The sequence below is a fragment of the Streptomyces sp. NPDC023723 genome, assembly GCF_040639815.1.
Classification (GTDB): domain Bacteria; phylum Actinomycetota; class Actinomycetes; order Streptomycetales; family Streptomycetaceae; genus Streptomyces.
Genome location: NZ_JBFAAP010000065.1, coordinates 1 through 14,439 on the forward strand (window position 1 = coordinate 1; position 14,439 = coordinate 14,439).

Genomic DNA, 14,439 nt, shown 5'->3' on the forward strand with positions numbered 1-14,439 from the left:
GGAACGGACGCTTCCTTTGTACTCACCCGAGAGACTCTCTCAGGCTTTCCTCCGGGCGCTTCCCTTCGGTCTTGCGTTTCCGACTCTATCAGATCGTTTTCGCGATCCGATTCCCTGTCGGCGGGATTGCCGTAAGCCTTGGGCTTTTCGCCGGTCGGCCTTTCGACATTCACTACGTTAGCGGGTTTCCCTGCCGATTCATAATCGGCTCCCGCGAGTTCGAATTCGGGCATGCGAGCACGCCGAATGCGACCCCGCTGAGGGGTAGTGCTAGGTAGTGGGTTGGCCGCTTCGGGCTGCTGGCGATTGCCGTACCCGGGTCAAGCGGCTCGGGCTACGTTACGCGGCACGCAAGGGTGCGTCAACTTCGGCGTCGCCTGGGGACGTGCGCCCGGTACGGACTCACCGTGGGGTCGTCGGCGATCCAGTAGCGCCAGGGGTGGACGCCGCCGTCGCCGGCCACGCCGGTGCGCGGGCCGTTGCGTACCTGGTCACGGGGCGTCGCCGTGCCGGTCAGGATGCGCAGCGGGGTGTCGCCGGGGGCGCAGGCGTCCGTGCCGTTCAGGGCGCGGTCGACATCGAGGGCGGTGGCCAGCCGGGCCGGGCCTTTGGCCAGTTCCTTGTCGTTGCGGGCCGAGAGGCGACGGGTCCGGGCCAGTTCCGCGCCCTCGACGATCTCGCCGGCGCGGAGCAGGACCGCGCTCGACCGGCCCTCGGGCCCGCACACCAGGTTCATGCAGAACCACATGCCGTAGGTGAAGTAGACGTACACGTGTCCGGGGGGACCGAACATCACGTCGTTGCGGGGGGTCCGGCCGCGGTAGGCGTGCGAGCCGGGGTCGTTCTGACCGTCGTAAGCCTCGACCTCCGTCAGGCGGAGGGTGATCGGGCCGTCCGGGGTGGTGCGGACGAGGACGCGGCCCAGGAGATCGGGGGCCACCTCGAGGACGGGGCGGTCGAAGAACTCCCTGGGCAGGGGCGTACGGTCAGGGGTCGCGATCATGCCGTCCGAGCGTAACGCAGACGGTACCGGCGGTGGGCTGGTCAGCCCCCGGATGCCTTGTCAGGGTGGGGCGCGGAACCGGCCACGGCCGGATCGCGTTTGTAGGGATCAAGGGTTCGGTTCACGCGTAAGCGCTGGAGAAGGAGAGACATGGCGTTCAAGAAGCTGCTCGCGAGTCTGGGAGCCGGCGGGGCCTCGGTCGAGACGGTGCTCAACGAGGTGAACGTCGTCCCGGGCGGGGTCGTCCAGGGCGAGGTGCGGATCCAGGGCGGGTCCGTCAACCAGCAGATCGAGGGGCTGTCGGTCGGGCTCCAGGCCAAGGTCGAGGTGGAGAGCGGCGACCAGGAGTACAAGCAGGACATCGAGTTCACCAAGGTCGGTCTCGGGGGCGCCTTCGAGCTCCAGGCCGGCGCGGTGCACGCGGTGCCGTTCGGGCTTGAGATTCCCTGGGAGACGCCGGTCACCATGATCGACGGGCAGGCGCTGCGCGGGATGAACATCGGGGTGACCACCGAGCTGGCGATCGCCCGGGCCGTGGACTCCGGGGATCTGGACCCGGTCAACGTGCACCCGCTGCCGGCGCAGAAGGCGATCCTGGACGCGTTCATCCAGCTGGGCTTCCGGTTCAAGAACGCGGACATGGAGCGCGGGCACATCCGCGGGACGCGGCAGAAGCTCCCCTTCTACCAGGAGCTGGAGTTCGCCCCGCCGCAGCAGTACCGGGGGCTGAACCAGGTCGAGCTGAGCTTCGTCGCCGACGACCAGGCGATGGACGTCATCCTGGAGATGGACAAGAAGCCGGGGCTGTTCAGCGAGGGCAGCGACACCTTCCGGTCCTTCCAGGTCGGGCTGCACGACTACCAGGGGACCGACTGGACGGCGTACCTCAACCAGTGGCTGTCCGAGGTCGGCAGCAAGCGGAACTGGTTCTAGGCTCGGGGACGACTGAACGCTTTCGATCAGGAGGTACCGAGGTGTCCGAGCTCAAGCGGCGGCCGCTCCCCCATGACTTCCACCCGCCCGTGCCGACGTTCACGGTGACGAGCGAGGACATCGAGGAAGGGGCGACGCTCAAGGACGCTCATGTGTACGCGGCCGGCAACACCTCGCCGCACCTGCGGTGGGAGGGCTTCCCGGCCGAGACCAAGAGCTTCGCCGTGACCTGCTACGACCCGGACGCGCCGACCGGCAGCGGATTCTGGCACTGGGTGGTGTTCGACATCCCGGCCTCGGTGACCGAGCTGCCGGTGGGTGCGGGCAGCGGAAAGTTCGAAGGACTGCCGGCCGGTGCCGTCCAGGCGCGCAACGACTACGGCAGCAAGGACTTCGGAGGCGCGGCGCCGCCGGCCGGGGACGGTCCGCACCGGTATGTGTTCACGGTGTACGCCGTGGACGCGGAGAAGCTGGGGCCGGACGCGGAGGCGTCGCCGGCGTTCGTCGGCTTCAATCTGCGGTTCCACACGATCGCCCGGGCCCAGCTGATCGGCGAGTACGAGGTGCCCGCCGAAGGCTGATTCACAATCGAGCGTTCATGGAACGTTTGCTCGTCCCTGGTCTTGGAAGTGATCAGGGGCGGGCATTTTTTTATTGCGTTGTCCATCTCGGCGTGCCCGGCCAGAGTTGATCCAGCCCGCCAGGGGGTGGGCCGGTGCATACGGGAGGTGGGCTGGTCATGCGGGACACGCTGGTGCTGAACGCGAGCTTCGAGCCGCTGTCGACGGTGACGCTGAACCGAGCCGTCGTTCTGGTGCTCCAGGACAAGGCCGTCGTCGAGCAGGCCCACCCCGAACTGCGGATGCGCGGAGCCGCGCTGGACATACCGGCGCCGCGGGTGATCAGGCTGTGCCAATACGTACGGGTGCCGTTTCGAAGACGTGCCCCGTGGTCGCGGCGGGGAGTGCTGGTGCGGGATCGGCACCGGTGCGCGTACTGCGGGCGCCGGGCGACCACCGTGGACCACGTGGTGCCGCGGTCGCACGGCGGGCAGGACACCTGGCTGAACACGGTGGCCTGTTGCGCGGAGGACAATCACCGCAAGGCCAATCGGACGCCGGAGCAGGCGGGGATGCCGTTGCTGCGGAAGCCTTTCGAGCCGACTCCCGCCGATGCGATGTTGCTGGCGCTGGGGCGGGAGGATTTCGCCGCGCTGCCGGAGTGGCTGGCGTTGGACGCTGCCTAGCGGGCTTGCCTCAGGGGTGCTCGTCCGACCCCGGGTGCGGGTTCGCAGCGGCTTGTCGCGCGGTTTCCCGCGCCCCTTTCGGGGCGCGGTTCCCTTCTGCGTTCCCAGTGACGTCAGTCGATGGTCGGCTTCTCGCGGCGTTCCTGGGCGGGGACCGTGGGGGCGCTCGGGGCGCCGCCCAGGCCGCCGAAGTTGCCCATGGCGCCGGAGAGGCCCTTGAGGGCGTCGCCGATCTCGCTGGGGACGATCCAGAGCTTGTTGGCGTCGCCCTCGGCGATCTTCGGGAGCATCTGCAGGTACTGGTAGGAGAGCAGCTTCTGGTCCGGGTCGCCGGCGTGGATGGCCTCGAAGACCGTACGGACCGCCTGGGCCTCGCCCTCGGCGCGCAGCGCGGCGGCCTTGGCCTCGCCCTCGGCGCGCAGGATCTGGGACTGCTTCTCGCCCTCGGCGCGCAGGATCTCGGACTGCCGGACACCTTCGGCCTGGAGGATCGCGGCGCGCTTGTCGCGGTCGGCGCGCATCTGCTTCTCCATCGAGTCCTGGATGGAGGTGGGCGGCTCGATCGCCTTCAGTTCGACCCGGTTGACGCGAATGCCCCACTTGCCGGTGGCCTCGTCGAGGACGCCGCGCAGGGCCGCGTTGATCTCCTCGCGGGAGGTCAGGGTGCGTTCCAGGTCCATGCCGCCGATGATGTTGCGCAGCGTGGTGACGGTGAGCTGCTCGATCGCCTGGATGTAGCTGGCGACCTCGTAGGTCGCGGCGCGGGCGTCGGTGACCTGGTAGTAGATGACCGTGTCGATGTTGACCACCAGGTTGTCCTGGGTGATCACCGGCTGCGGCGGGAACGGCACGACCTGTTCGCGCAGGTCGATGCGGTTGCGGATGGTGTCGATGAACGGGACGACGATGTTGAGTCCCGCGTTCAGCGTGCGTGTGTAGCGGCCGAAGCGCTCGACGATGGCGGCGCTGGCCTGGGGGATGACCTGGATCGTCTTGATCAGGGCGATGAAGACCAACACCACCAGAATGATCAAGACGATGATGACCGGTTCCATGGTCGTTCCCGTACCCTTCTCCGCCTCGGCGCTCTCGGCAGATCCTGACTGCTGCTGATCTTACGGCTGTTGAGGATCTTGCTGGTCGAGTGTGACAGACCGTCGCCCGACTCGGGGGCTGTTCCCCCAGTTCGTCGTGGTGGTCACAGGATGATCGCGGTCGCGCCCTCGATGTCCACGACGTCCACCTCCTGTCCCACGTCGTAGGAGCGCGCGGTGTCCAGGGAGCGGGCCGACCAGATCTCTCCGGCCAGCTTGATGCGGCCGCCGCCGGAGCCGTCGACGCGTTCGAGGACGATTGCCTGTTTGCCCTTCAACGCCTCGACGCCCGAGACGAGTTGGGGCCGGTCTTCGCGGTGCCGGGCCGCGATCGGGCGGACCACCGCGATCAGGGCGACCGAGACGATGACGAAGACGAGGACCTGTACGACGACGCCGGCCCCGATCCCGGAGGCGATCGCCGCGGCGACGGCGCCCACGGCGAGCATGCCGAACTCCGGCATCGCGGTCACGACGAGGGGGATTCCGAGTGCTGCGGCGGCAACGAGCCACCACACCCATGCGTCGATGTCGTTCACATGGTCATGGTAGGTGCGGGCGCCGCTGCGGGACAGGGCGCAAAGGGGGGCGGGGTCAGGACAGCGGGAGGCCCTGCGCGGTCCAGCGGTCGCCGACCTGCTCGACGACGAGCGGAAGACCGAAGCAGCGGGAGAGGTTGCGGGAGGTGAGCTCCAACTCCAGCGGGCCGGCGGCCAGTACCTTGCCCTGACGGATCATCAGGACGTGGGTGAAGCCGGGGGCGATCTCCTCGACGTGGTGGGTGACCATGATCATCGAGGGGGCGATCGGGTCGCGGGCGAGGCGGCCGAGGCGGCGGACGAGGTCCTCGCGGCCGCCGAGGTCGAGGCCGGCCGCGGGCTCGTCGAGGAGGAGCAGCTCGGGGTCGGTCATCAGGGCGCGGGCGATGAGGGTGCGCTTGCGCTCGCCCTCGGAGAGGGTGCCGAACCTCCGGTCCAGGAACTCGGTCATGCCGAGGCGGTCGAGGAAGGCGCGGGCGCGCAGCTCGTCGATCTCCTCGTAGTCCTCCTGCCAGGTGGCCGTCATGCCGTACGCGGCGGTCAGCACGGTCTCCAGGACGGTCTGCCGCTTGGGCAGCTTCTCGGTCATGGCGATGCCGGCCATGCCGATGCGGGGGCGCAGTTCGAAGACGTCGGTGCCGGGCCTGCCGAGGGTCTCGCCGAGGATGGTGGCGGTGCCCGCGCTGGGGAAGAGGTAGCTGGAGGCGAGGTTGAGGAGGGTGGTCTTGCCGGCGCCGTTGGGGCCGAGGATGACCCAGCGCTCCCCCTCCTTGACCGACCAGGACACCTCGTCCACGAGAGCCCGGCCCTCACGGACCACGGATACGTCCTGAAGCTCCAGAACATCGCTCATGAGCGCGTTGTCTCCCCTTACAGTGTGGCCGGTCTCGGCTGTGGCGTACGCCTGTGGCTCGGGTGGTCGCGCCGGTGGGCGCAGCCCCTATGAAATCTACGCCACCGGTCGGCCGAGCCGTTCCATCGGTCCGGTCCTTAGGGTGGGGGCATGCTCACGGAACCACGTGCGGGACGACTCGCCTCTTGGGGTAATGCCCTTCTTGTCGGACTTGTATCGCCGGACGACGCGGTGCTCGCGATCGTCGGTGCGGACGCGGTGCACCGGGTGGCCGGGTTGCCGGGTGAGTCCGCGCCGGTCGGGCTGACGCTGGCGCTGGGGCGGCTGCGGGCGCTCGGGGTGACCGGGCTGCGGGTGGCGCTGCCGGCGCCGGGGCATCCGCTGGGGCTGAGCGGGCCGCCGGAGTTCAACGCGCGGGCGCTGGAGGCGGAGCAGGCGGTGGTCTGTCACGGGGCGGCGCTGGGGCTGGTGCCCGAGGTGTACGAGGCGGGGCCCGCGGGCGATGTGCACGTGGAGGTGGTCTGGCACTGTCTGCCGGTGCGCCAGGCGCCGCCCGCGGACGTGCCGTCGCTGTCGGAGGCGGAGCGGGAGCTGGCGGAGGCGCTCCGGGACGCGACGGAGCTGCTGACGCGGTTGGATGTGGCCGGGTCGGGACCGGTGGCGGAGGCCGCGGTCGCCGCTTACCGGGCGCGGGCGGAGGCGGGGCGCGAGGTGCTGGCGCCGGGGTACCCGCCGCGGGCGGTGCGGGTGCTGGAGCTGGCGCAGCGGGTGGGCGCGCTGGTGTCGCTGGCGTACGAGAACGGGCATGGAGGTGCGGTGAGCGCCTCCGAGATGGCGGCGCGCTCGCTGGCGCTGCGGCCGGTGGAGCGGACGGCTCGGCGGGCGCAGGTCGCGGCGTACAACTCGGTGGTGGAGGAGCGGGAGCGGGGGTGACGTCACCGGGGTGGTGACCGGCGTGGCAGCGGGGGCCCGCGGGCTGCGCCCCGGACCCCCGTATCGGCCTGTACGGCCTCGTCCTCGCGCGCCGGACGGGCTGGAAACACCGGCCGGCGGCGCAGGAACCAGGTCGGACGTCAGCGGTTGAGGCCCAGGTTGCCGAAGGCCGGGTTCAGGACGCCGATGACGCTGACGCTGTTGCCCACGGCGTTGACCGGGACGTGGATCGGCGCCTGGACGACGTTGCCCGAGGCGACGCCCGGGGAGCCGACGGCCTTGCCGTGCGCGTCGGCACCGCCGGTGGCGGAGGCCATCCCGGCACCGGCGGCGATCAGACCGCCGGCCACCATCGTCACGGCCGCTGCCTTCTTCAGGTTCTTCACTTGCAAGCCCTCCTTGCGATCACCGCGGCGGGCGCCGCGGCACGCACTGGAGAACGGCCGGACCCGCCGGAGGTTGCGCCATCCGGGGGACATTCCCACGACGGTATGAATCTCACTTCGGAGTGGAACCTTCCGCATGGCCGTGGCGTACGGCCCACAGGGCGGCCTGGGTGCGGTCCGCGAGGTCGAGTTTCATGAGGATGTTGGAGACGTGGGTCTTCACCGTCTTCTCGGAGAGGACCAGGGCGCGGGCGATCTCCCGGTTGGAGCGGCCGTCCGCTATCAGGGCGAGCACCTCGCGTTCCCGGTCGGTGAGGGAGCCGCCCCTGCCGTGGGCGGGGCCGGAGCCCTCGGCGGAGAGCAGGGCGCCGGCCACCTCCGGCTGGAGCAGGATGTGACCGGCGTGCACCGAGCGGATGGCGCCGGCCAGCGCGTCGGGGTCGATGTCCTTGTAGACGTATCCGGCGGCGCCCGCGCGCAGGGCCGGGACCACCGTGCGCTGTTCGGTGAAGCTGGTGACGACGAGTACGCGCGCGGGGTGGCCGAGTTCGCGGAGCCGGCGCAGCGCGTCGACGCCGTCCATGCCCGGCATCTTGACGTCCATGAGGATCACGTCGGGGTTCAGCTCCGTGGCGCGGGCGACTCCCTCGGCGCCGTCGGCGGCCTCGCCGACCACCTCGATGTCGTCCTGGACCTCCAGGAAGGTGCGCAGGCCGCGGCGGACCACCTGGTGGTCGTCGCAGAGCAGCACCCTGATCGCGTCAGCCACCGGGGACCTCCATCCCGATCGTGGTGCCCTTGCCGGGCTCCGATTCGACGGTCAGCGCCCCGCCGGCCCCGCTCGCCCGGTCCCGCATGGAGACCAGCCCCAGATGGCGTCCCGCGCGGCGCACGGCGAGCGGGTCGAAGCCGCTGCCGTCGTCGGTGACCCGTAGAACAGCGCCGGGGCCGGCCCGGTGCAGGGTCACGTCGACGTGCTCCGCGCCGGAGTGCCGCAGGGCGTTGTGCAGCGCTTCCTGGGCGACCCGGAGCACGGCTTCCTCCTGGGCGGCGGGCAGGGCGCGGACGCCGTGGCCGGTGAAGGTGACGCGGGCGGTGTGGGCTCGGTCGAGCACTTGGACGTGGGTGCGCAGGGTGGCGACAAGGCCGTCCTCGTCCAGGGCGGCGGGGCGCAGCTCGACGACGGCGGCGCGCAGTTCGTCGGCGGCCTCGGCGGCCAGCGCGGCGACCTGCTGGAGCTCGCCCTTGGCGCGGGCGGGGTCGCGGTCGACCAGGCGGGCGGCGGCCTGGGCGGTGAGGCGCAGGGAGAACAGTTTCTGGCTGACCGCGTCGTGCAGTTCGTGGGCGAGGCGGGTGCGCTCCTCGGCGATGGTCAGTTCGCGGCTGCGCTCGTAGAGGCGGGCGTTGGTGAGGGCGATGGCGGCGTGCTGGGCGAGGATGCCGAGCAGTTCCTCGTCGTCCTGGGTGAAGCCGCAGCCGCCCTGGGGTTTCGCGCAGTTCTTGTTCGCCAGGAAGAGCGCGCCGATGACCTCGTCGCCGTCCCGGATCGGCAGGCCGAGGAAGTCGACGAGGTCGGGGTGGGCGGCCGGCCAGCCCTCGAAGCGGGGGTCCTCGCGGACGTCGGCGAGGCGCTCGATCCGGGCGTCGTGCAGCATCGCGGCGAGGATGCCGTGCTGGCGGGGCAGCGGGCCGATGGCCTTCCACTGCTCGTCGCTGATGCCGTCCACCACGAACTGGGCGAAGCCGCCGTGGTCGTCGGGGACGCCGAGGGCCGCGTACCGCGCGTCGAGCAGCTCGCGGGCCGAGGCGACGATCGTCTTGAGGACGTCGCGCACCTCCAGGTGTCTGCTCATGGCCAGCAGCGCGGAGCTGACCGCGGCGAGGCCGGACCGGGGGCCGTGACTCATGACCTCACGGTACCGGCGGGGTGTGACAGCGCGGATCGGGCCTGTGGCGGGCGGTTACGTGGGTCGGTGGTCCTAGGGCGGAGGTCCTGCCTTCCGGGGCCTTCGGGGCGGGGGCTTCGAGGCGGGGTATTTGGCCAGGGGCTTCGGGGGCGGGGGGCTTTGGCCAGGAGCTTCGGGGCGGGGCTTCGAGGGGCTGGGAGGTGGGGTTCGAGGGCTGGGGGTGTGGGGTTCGAGGGCGGGGGATGTGGGTTCGAGGCCGAAGGCTCGGGGTTGAGGGCTGGAGGGTTTGGGGCCCGGGGCTGAGGGGGCCGGTCGGGCGGCTTACGGCGAAGGGACCGGGGGCTTTGCGGCCCTTGTCCGGCGTGGCCGGGGCGGGGTGGTTCCTACGTTGAGGGCGTCGAGGGCGGGCCGGTCCTCGGCGGGGACGAGGGGACGTGAGTGGCATGCCGGTGGCGATCATCACGGGGCGTCGAAGGGGCTGGGCCGGGCGCTGGCGGGGCGCGGCTGGGGCCTGGTGCTGGACGCCAGGACGCCGGGGCCGCTGCAGGAGACGGCCGACGCGCTGGAGCGGCGGTACGGCACACGCGTGCGGGCGCTGCCGGGGGACGTCACGGACGCCCGGCACCGGGCCGCGCTGGTGGTGCGGGCGCGGCGGCTGGGCGGGGTGGACCTGCTGGTGAGCAACGCCGGCGCGCTGGGCGCGGAGCCGCTGGTGCGACTGGCGGGGCTGCCCCTGGAGGGGTTGCGGCGGGCGCTGGAGGTGAACGTGGTGGCGGCACTCGGCCTGGTGCGGGAAGCGCTGCCGCTGCTGCGTGCGTCCGGCGCGGGCACGGTGGTGACGGTCAGCTCGGACGCCGCCGCCGAGGCGTACGGGACCTGGGGCGGCTACGGGGCGTCGAAGGCGGCCCTGGACCAGTTGGCGGCGGTGCTGGCGGTGGCGGAGCCGGGGCTGCGGGTCTGGGCGGTGGACCCCGGGGACCTGGCCACGGACCTGTACGCGGCGGCCGTACCGGACGATGCCGGGCCGCGGCCGGAGCCGGGCGCCGTGGTGCCGGCGTTCCTGCGGCTGCTGGACGAGCGCCCGGCGAGCGGCCGCTACGCGGCGCCGGCGCTGCTGGGCGGGCGGCGATGACGCCGGCGGTGCGGGTGCCCGAGGAGCTGTCGGCGCGGGTGCCGGCCGAGCAGCGGGGGCCCGGCCTGAACCGGGACGACGTACGGCTGCTGGTGTCGCGGGGGACGGAGGTGGCGCCCCACCCCCACCCCCACCTCCACCCGCACCCACCACAACCGCTCCCCTCGCGCACTCAGCGGCTGCTCCAGCACCAGGCGGGCACCCCCGGGCAGCCACACCTCAGTCCCCGCGCGTGCCCCCGCGCGTGTCGCACGCGCGCGCGTAGTGCCGCGCCCGTCCGGTTCCCGCAGCTCCACCGCCCACCGGCCGTCGTCCCCGCGCGTGGGGGAGGTGTTGACCACCAGCAGATCCCCGGCCCGCAGCAGCCGCGGCAGCTCCCGGAACGCGTGTGGGGGTGGAGCGGGCTGAGGGGAGGGGCGCGGGTGGGGCGACGTACCGGGGCTGTTGCGGGTGTACGGGCGGCCCATCCGTTACTCCTACACGGCACGGGACCAGCCGCTGTCCGTGTACCAGACGGTGTTCGCGCTGCCGTCCGGCGACGGGGCGGGCAGTGCGGAGATGCCGAGTGCGGCGCGGCCGTTCTCCGCGCGGACGGTGGTGGAGCTGGTGAGCCGGGGGGTGCGGTTCGCGCCGGTGACGCTGCATACCGGGGTGGCGTCGGCGCGGATGATCAACGCGGTGCGGGCCGAGGGCGGGCGAGTGGTCGCGGTGGGGACGACGGCCGTGCGGGCGGTGGAGTCGGCGGCGGGGGCCGACGGGGTCGTCCGGGCCCGGGCGGGGTGGACCGGGCTGGTGGTCACGCCGTAGCGGGGGGTGCGGGTGGTGGACGGGCTGCTGACCGGGCTGCACGAGCCGGCGGCCTCGCACCTGCTGATGCTGGAGGCGGTGGCGGGGCGGGCGGCCATCGACCTCGGGTACGCGGAGGCGGTGCGCGGGCGCTATCTGTGGCACGAGTTCGGGGACGTCCACCTCCTGCTGCCGTGACCGCCCCGGCAGTCACTCACGTATCGCATTGCTCCAGCAACTCCCGGTGAGATGACAGGGGGGCTGGTGTGAGCCCTCGCATAGGGCACAGATCACGTACGAAGAGGAGTAGGAGTGCGACTCGTCCGTTTTGACCGGGCAGATGGTCCATTCTGCCCGGTTTCTCCTGCGCCTGATCCACTATCCGGCTTCGTACGTCACACCTTTGCCAGCCGATTTTGCGGCCGCTAAGAATTGCTCATGTCGCTCGGTGCCGTGGGCTGTGAACCACGGTGTTCGTGCCGGAAGCACGGAAACCACCCCTGTACTGACGCAGGACGAGAGCGACCTCCGCGCAACTCGAAGAGGTCTATCCCGCCATGCCCAAGAACATCCTCACCCGTGGCCGCAGTCGTTCCCTGACCCGCAACCACAAGATCGCCATAGCCGGTGTCGGCACCCTCGGTGCCGCCGCCCTCGCGATCTCCGCGGTGCCCGCCAGCGGTCACACGGCCGCCACGAGCGAGGCCGCCCCGGCGGCCAAGGTGGCGTACAGCTCCGAGCAGATCAAGGACGTCAAGACGTCCGTCACCGACCAGCTCGCCGGTACCGGCGAGAAGCTCGCGGCCATCGACGCGAAGAAGCAGGCCGCCGCCGACGCCAAGGCGAAGGCCGCGGCGAGCGCCGCCAAGGAGCGCGCCGCCAAGGAGTCGACCAGCCGGTCCGCCGAGCGCACCGAGGTCAAGCAGGTCAGCACCAAGAGCTACGCGAACAACCTGAACGGCTGGATCAGCGAGGCGCTGTCCATCATGAAGGAGAAGGGCATACCCGGCTCCTACAACGGCCTGCACAAGAACATCATGCGTGAGTCCTCGGGCAACCCGAAGGCCATCAACGACTGGGACATCAACGCCATCAACGGCATCCCGTCCAAGGGCCTGCTCCAGGTGATCCCGCCGACCTTCAAGGCGTACCACGTGGCCGGTACCTCCTGGAACATCTACGACCCGGTCGCCAACATCACCGCCGCGGCCAACTACGCGGCCGACAAGTACGGCACCATCGACAACGTCAACAGCGCGTACTGAGGTCAGCGCGGACCTCTTCGCGCGCCCGGCGCCGCCCGCCCCCGTACAGCCCGGAAGGGTCTGTGCGGGGGCGTCCCGCTGTCCTACTTGCGCATGACCTCCGGCTCGTGGCGGCGCAGGAAGCGGGCCACCAGGAAGCCGCAGAGCACGCCGAGGGCGAGCACGGCGGCCATGTCCATGCCCCAGGCGGCGGCGGTGTGCTCCCAGAGCGGGTCGGCGCCGGTGTCCCCCTCCGGCGGGCTGATCCGGTTGAAGTCCAGGGTGGCGCCGGCTGCGGCGACCGCCCAGCGCGACGGCATCAGGTACGAGAACTGGTTGACGCCGACCGCGCCGTTCAGGGCGAACAGACAGCCGGTGAAGACGACCTGGACGATGGCGAACATGACCAGCAGCGGCATGGTCTTCTCGGCGGTCTTCACCAGCGCGGAGATGATCAGGCCGAACATCATCGAGGTGAAGCCCAGCGCCATGATCGGCAGGCAGAGTTCGAGGAGGGTGAGACCGCCGAGGACCACGCCCTCGTCGGGGACCTTCCGGGTGGAGAAGCCGATGACGCCGACCAGCAGGCCCTGGAACACGGTGATCACGCCCAGGACGAAGACCTTCGACATCAGGTACGCGGAGCGGGACAGGCCGGTCGCGCGCTCCCGCTCGTAGATGACCCGTTCCTTTATCAGCTCGCGGACGGAGTTGGCCGCGCCGGCGAAGCAGGCGCCGACCGCGAGGATCAGCAGGACCGTGGTGGCGGTGCTGTTCGGGGTGATCAGCTTGGTCCTCGGGTCCACCGGGTTGGGCAGCAGACCGGTGCCCCAGTCGATGGGCAGGCTGACCGCGCCGAGGACGGCCGGCAGCACCACCATCAGGGCGAGGAATCCCTTGTCGGACGCGATCACCGAGACGTAGCGGCGCACCAGGGTGGCGAACTGGGCCGTCCAGCCCTGCGGCTTCGGCGGCCGCATCGCCTGCATCGGCGGCATCGCTACGGACTGCGCCGCCACCGCGTCCAGGTCGGCCGCGTACATCTGGTAGTGCTGGGAGCCCTTCCAGCGGCCCGCCCAGTCGTAGTCGCGGTAGTTCTCGAAGGCGGAGAACACGTCGGCCCAGGTGTCGTAGCCGAAGAAGTTCAGTGCCTCCTCGGGCGGGCCGAAGTAGGCGACGGAGCCGCCCGGCGCGAGCACCAGGAGTTTGTCGCACAGGGCCAGCTCGGCCACCGAGTGGGTGACGACGAGGACGGTGCGGCCGTCGTCGGCGAGGCCGCGCAGCAGCTGCATCACATCGCGGTCCATGCCCGGGTCGAGGCCGCTGGTCGGCTCGTCCAGGAAGATCAGCGACGGCTTGGTGAGCAGTTCCAGCGCGACGGAGACGCGCTTGCGCTGGCCGCCGGAGAGCGAGGTGACCTTCTTGTCCCGGTGGACGTCGAGCTTCAGCTCGCGCAGCACCTCGTCGATGCGGGCCGCGCGCTCCTGGCCCGTGGTGTCGGCCGGGAAACGGAGCTTGGCCGCGTAGGTGAGGGCCTTCTGGACGGTCAGCTCCTTGTGCAGGATGTCGTCCTGCGGGACCAGCCCGATGCGCTGGCGCAGCTCGGCGAACTGCTTGTAGAGGTTGCGGCCGTCGTAGAGCACCTCGCCCTCGTTCGCCGGGCGGTAGCCGGTGAGCGCCTTGAGCAGGGTCGACTTGCCGGAACCCGACGGGCCGATGACCGCGATCAGCGACTTCTCCGGTACGCCGAAGGAGACGTCCTTGAGGATCTGCTTGCCGCCCTCGACGGTGACGGTCAGCCGGCGGGCGGAGAAGCTCACCTCGCCGGTGTCGACGAACTCCTCGAGCCGGTCGCCGACGATCCGGAACGTGGAGTGGCCGACGCCCACGATGTCGGTGGGGCCGAGCAGCCGGGAGCCGCCCTTGTCGATCGGCTGGCCGTTGACGTACGTGCCGTTGTGCGAGCCGAGGTCGCGGATCTCCATGCGGCCGTCGGGCGTCGAGTGGAACTCGGCGTGGCTGCGGGAGACCTGGAGGTCGGAGACGACCAGGTCGTTCTCCAGGGCGCGGCCGATGCGCATCACCCGGCCGAGGGCGATGCGGTGGAAGGTGGTGGGGCTGCGGTCGCCGTAGACGGGGGGCGCGCTCGCCAAGTCGTATGCGCTGCCGCCGTCGCGGCCGCTGCCCGGGTTGTCCGGGCCACCCGCGCCGCCCGCGCCGTGTTGTTGCGGGAGGTGTGGGGTGGGGGGCTGGTACTGGTGGTGGGGCTCTGGTTGTCGGTAGGGCGTGGGTTGTTGGTGGGGTGCGGGTTGCTGGTGGTGGGGTGCGGGCTGTTGGTGGTGGGGTGCGGGCTGTTGGTGGTGGGGTGCGGGCTGTTGGTGGG

Annotated in this window: 14 protein-coding genes and 2 pseudogenes; 7 read left to right on the forward strand and 9 right to left on the reverse strand. The window is 71.1% G+C overall.

Annotation, left to right across the window (positions count from 1 at the left end):
- Both AB0G32_RS35670 and AB0G32_RS35675 read right to left on the reverse strand, forming a co-directional pair.
- Positions 1–233: hypothetical protein (locus AB0G32_RS35670; RefSeq protein ID WP_361173391.1), on the reverse strand; the 233-nt coding region annotated here is incomplete at its 3' end.
- A gap of 128 nt (positions 234–361) precedes the next feature.
- A complete protein-coding gene (locus tag AB0G32_RS35675; RefSeq protein WP_361173394.1) occupies positions 362–1,003 on the reverse strand; it encodes a DNA-3-methyladenine glycosylase in 642 nt (213 codons plus the stop codon).
- A gap of 150 nt (positions 1,004–1,153) precedes the next feature.
- Between AB0G32_RS35675 and AB0G32_RS35680 the strand changes: the two genes are divergently transcribed.
- From AB0G32_RS35680 to AB0G32_RS35690, 3 genes are all read left to right on the forward strand, one after another.
- Entirely contained in the window at positions 1,154–1,936 is a 783-nt protein-coding gene (locus AB0G32_RS35680) for a sporulation protein (protein WP_361173397.1), read from the forward strand.
- A gap of 41 nt (positions 1,937–1,977) precedes the next feature.
- Entirely contained in the window at positions 1,978–2,517 is a 540-nt protein-coding gene (locus AB0G32_RS35685; protein WP_361173400.1) for a YbhB/YbcL family Raf kinase inhibitor-like protein, read from the forward strand.
- Positions 2,518–2,675: 158 nt separating this feature from the next.
- Entirely contained in the window at positions 2,676–3,182 is a 507-nt protein-coding gene (locus AB0G32_RS35690; protein ID WP_361173403.1) for an HNH endonuclease, read from the forward strand.
- A gap of 113 nt (positions 3,183–3,295) precedes the next feature.
- On the opposite strand, the gene AB0G32_RS35695 is transcribed toward AB0G32_RS35690, so the two are convergent.
- The 3 genes from AB0G32_RS35695 to AB0G32_RS35705 form a co-directional block, all read right to left on the reverse strand.
- Positions 3,296–4,237: an SPFH domain-containing protein gene (locus AB0G32_RS35695; protein ID WP_361173405.1), complete on the reverse strand. Its 942-nt coding sequence runs from the start codon at positions 4,235–4,237 to the stop codon at positions 3,296–3,298.
- Positions 4,238–4,380: 143 nt separating this feature from the next.
- A complete protein-coding gene (locus AB0G32_RS35700) occupies positions 4,381–4,815 on the reverse strand; it encodes an NfeD family protein (protein ID WP_361173408.1) in 435 nt (144 codons plus the stop codon).
- Between the two features lie 55 nt (positions 4,816–4,870).
- Positions 4,871–5,668 carry an ABC transporter ATP-binding protein gene (locus tag AB0G32_RS35705; protein WP_361173411.1) on the reverse strand — a complete coding sequence of 266 codons (798 nt, stop codon included), beginning with the start codon at positions 5,666–5,668 and terminating at the stop codon, positions 4,871–4,873.
- A 150-nt stretch (positions 5,669–5,818) separates the two neighbouring features.
- Between AB0G32_RS35705 and AB0G32_RS35710 the strand changes: the two genes are divergently transcribed.
- Complete coding sequence (locus tag AB0G32_RS35710; RefSeq protein WP_361173414.1) at positions 5,819–6,601, forward strand: hypothetical protein; 783 nt, start codon at positions 5,819–5,821, stop codon at positions 6,599–6,601.
- A 140-nt stretch (positions 6,602–6,741) separates the two neighbouring features.
- Here AB0G32_RS35710 and chpE read toward each other — a convergent pair whose 3' ends face one another.
- From chpE to AB0G32_RS35725, 3 genes are all read right to left on the reverse strand, one after another.
- Positions 6,742–6,987, reverse strand: a complete 246-nt coding sequence (gene chpE, locus AB0G32_RS35715) for a chaplin ChpE (RefSeq protein ID WP_361173417.1) — start codon at positions 6,985–6,987, stop codon at positions 6,742–6,744.
- Positions 6,988–7,099: 112 nt separating this feature from the next.
- Complete coding sequence (locus AB0G32_RS35720) at positions 7,100–7,756, reverse strand: response regulator transcription factor (protein ID WP_361173420.1); 657 nt, start codon at positions 7,754–7,756, stop codon at positions 7,100–7,102.
- Positions 7,749–8,894: a GAF domain-containing sensor histidine kinase gene (locus AB0G32_RS35725; RefSeq protein ID WP_361173423.1), complete on the reverse strand. Its 1,146-nt coding sequence runs from the start codon at positions 8,892–8,894 to the stop codon at positions 7,749–7,751. Before AB0G32_RS35725 ends, AB0G32_RS35720 begins: the two co-directional genes overlap by 8 nt.
- A gap of 443 nt (positions 8,895–9,337) precedes the next feature.
- Between AB0G32_RS35725 and AB0G32_RS35730 the strand changes: the two are divergent.
- From AB0G32_RS35730 to AB0G32_RS35740, 3 genes and pseudogenes are all read left to right on the forward strand, one after another.
- Positions 9,338–10,026: pseudogene (locus tag AB0G32_RS35730) on the forward strand (SDR family oxidoreductase).
- Positions 10,023–11,060 (forward strand): annotated as a pseudogene (locus AB0G32_RS35735) (S-adenosylmethionine:tRNA ribosyltransferase-isomerase). The pseudogenes AB0G32_RS35730 and AB0G32_RS35735 overlap by 4 nt, the downstream one beginning before the upstream one ends.
- A 309-nt stretch (positions 11,061–11,369) precedes the next feature.
- Positions 11,370–12,077 carry a transglycosylase SLT domain-containing protein gene (locus AB0G32_RS35740; RefSeq protein ID WP_361173426.1) on the forward strand — a complete coding sequence of 236 codons (708 nt, stop codon included), beginning with the start codon at positions 11,370–11,372 and terminating at the stop codon, positions 12,075–12,077.
- 83 nt (positions 12,078–12,160) lie between these two features.
- Here AB0G32_RS35740 and AB0G32_RS35745 read toward each other — a convergent pair.
- The coding region (locus AB0G32_RS35745; RefSeq protein WP_361173429.1) for an ATP-binding cassette domain-containing protein at positions 12,161–14,439 on the reverse strand (2,279 nt) is incomplete at its 5' end.

Excerpts from the sequence above, each read along its gene's own strand:
- AB0G32_RS35675 (WP_361173394.1), bottom strand. The coding sequence starts at position 1,003 with ATGATCGCGACCCCTGACCGTACGCCCCTGCCCAGGGAGTTCTTCGAC.
- AB0G32_RS35680 (WP_361173397.1), top strand. The coding sequence starts at position 1,154 with ATGGCGTTCAAGAAGCTGCTCGCGAGTCTGGGAGCCGGCGGGGCCTCG.
- AB0G32_RS35690 (WP_361173403.1), top strand. The coding sequence starts at position 2,676 with ATGCGGGACACGCTGGTGCTGAACGCGAGCTTCGAGCCGCTGTCGACG.
- AB0G32_RS35695 (WP_361173405.1), bottom strand. The coding sequence starts at position 4,237 with ATGGAACCGGTCATCATCGTCTTGATCATTCTGGTGGTGTTGGTCTTC.
- AB0G32_RS35705 (WP_361173411.1), bottom strand. The coding sequence starts at position 5,668 with ATGAGCGATGTTCTGGAGCTTCAGGACGTATCCGTGGTCCGTGAGGGC.
- AB0G32_RS35710 (WP_361173414.1), top strand. The coding sequence starts at position 5,819 with ATGCTCACGGAACCACGTGCGGGACGACTCGCCTCTTGGGGTAATGCC.
- AB0G32_RS35725 (WP_361173423.1), bottom strand. The coding sequence starts at position 8,894 with ATGAGTCACGGCCCCCGGTCCGGCCTCGCCGCGGTCAGCTCCGCGCTG.
- AB0G32_RS35740 (WP_361173426.1), top strand. The coding sequence starts at position 11,370 with ATGCCCAAGAACATCCTCACCCGTGGCCGCAGTCGTTCCCTGACCCGC.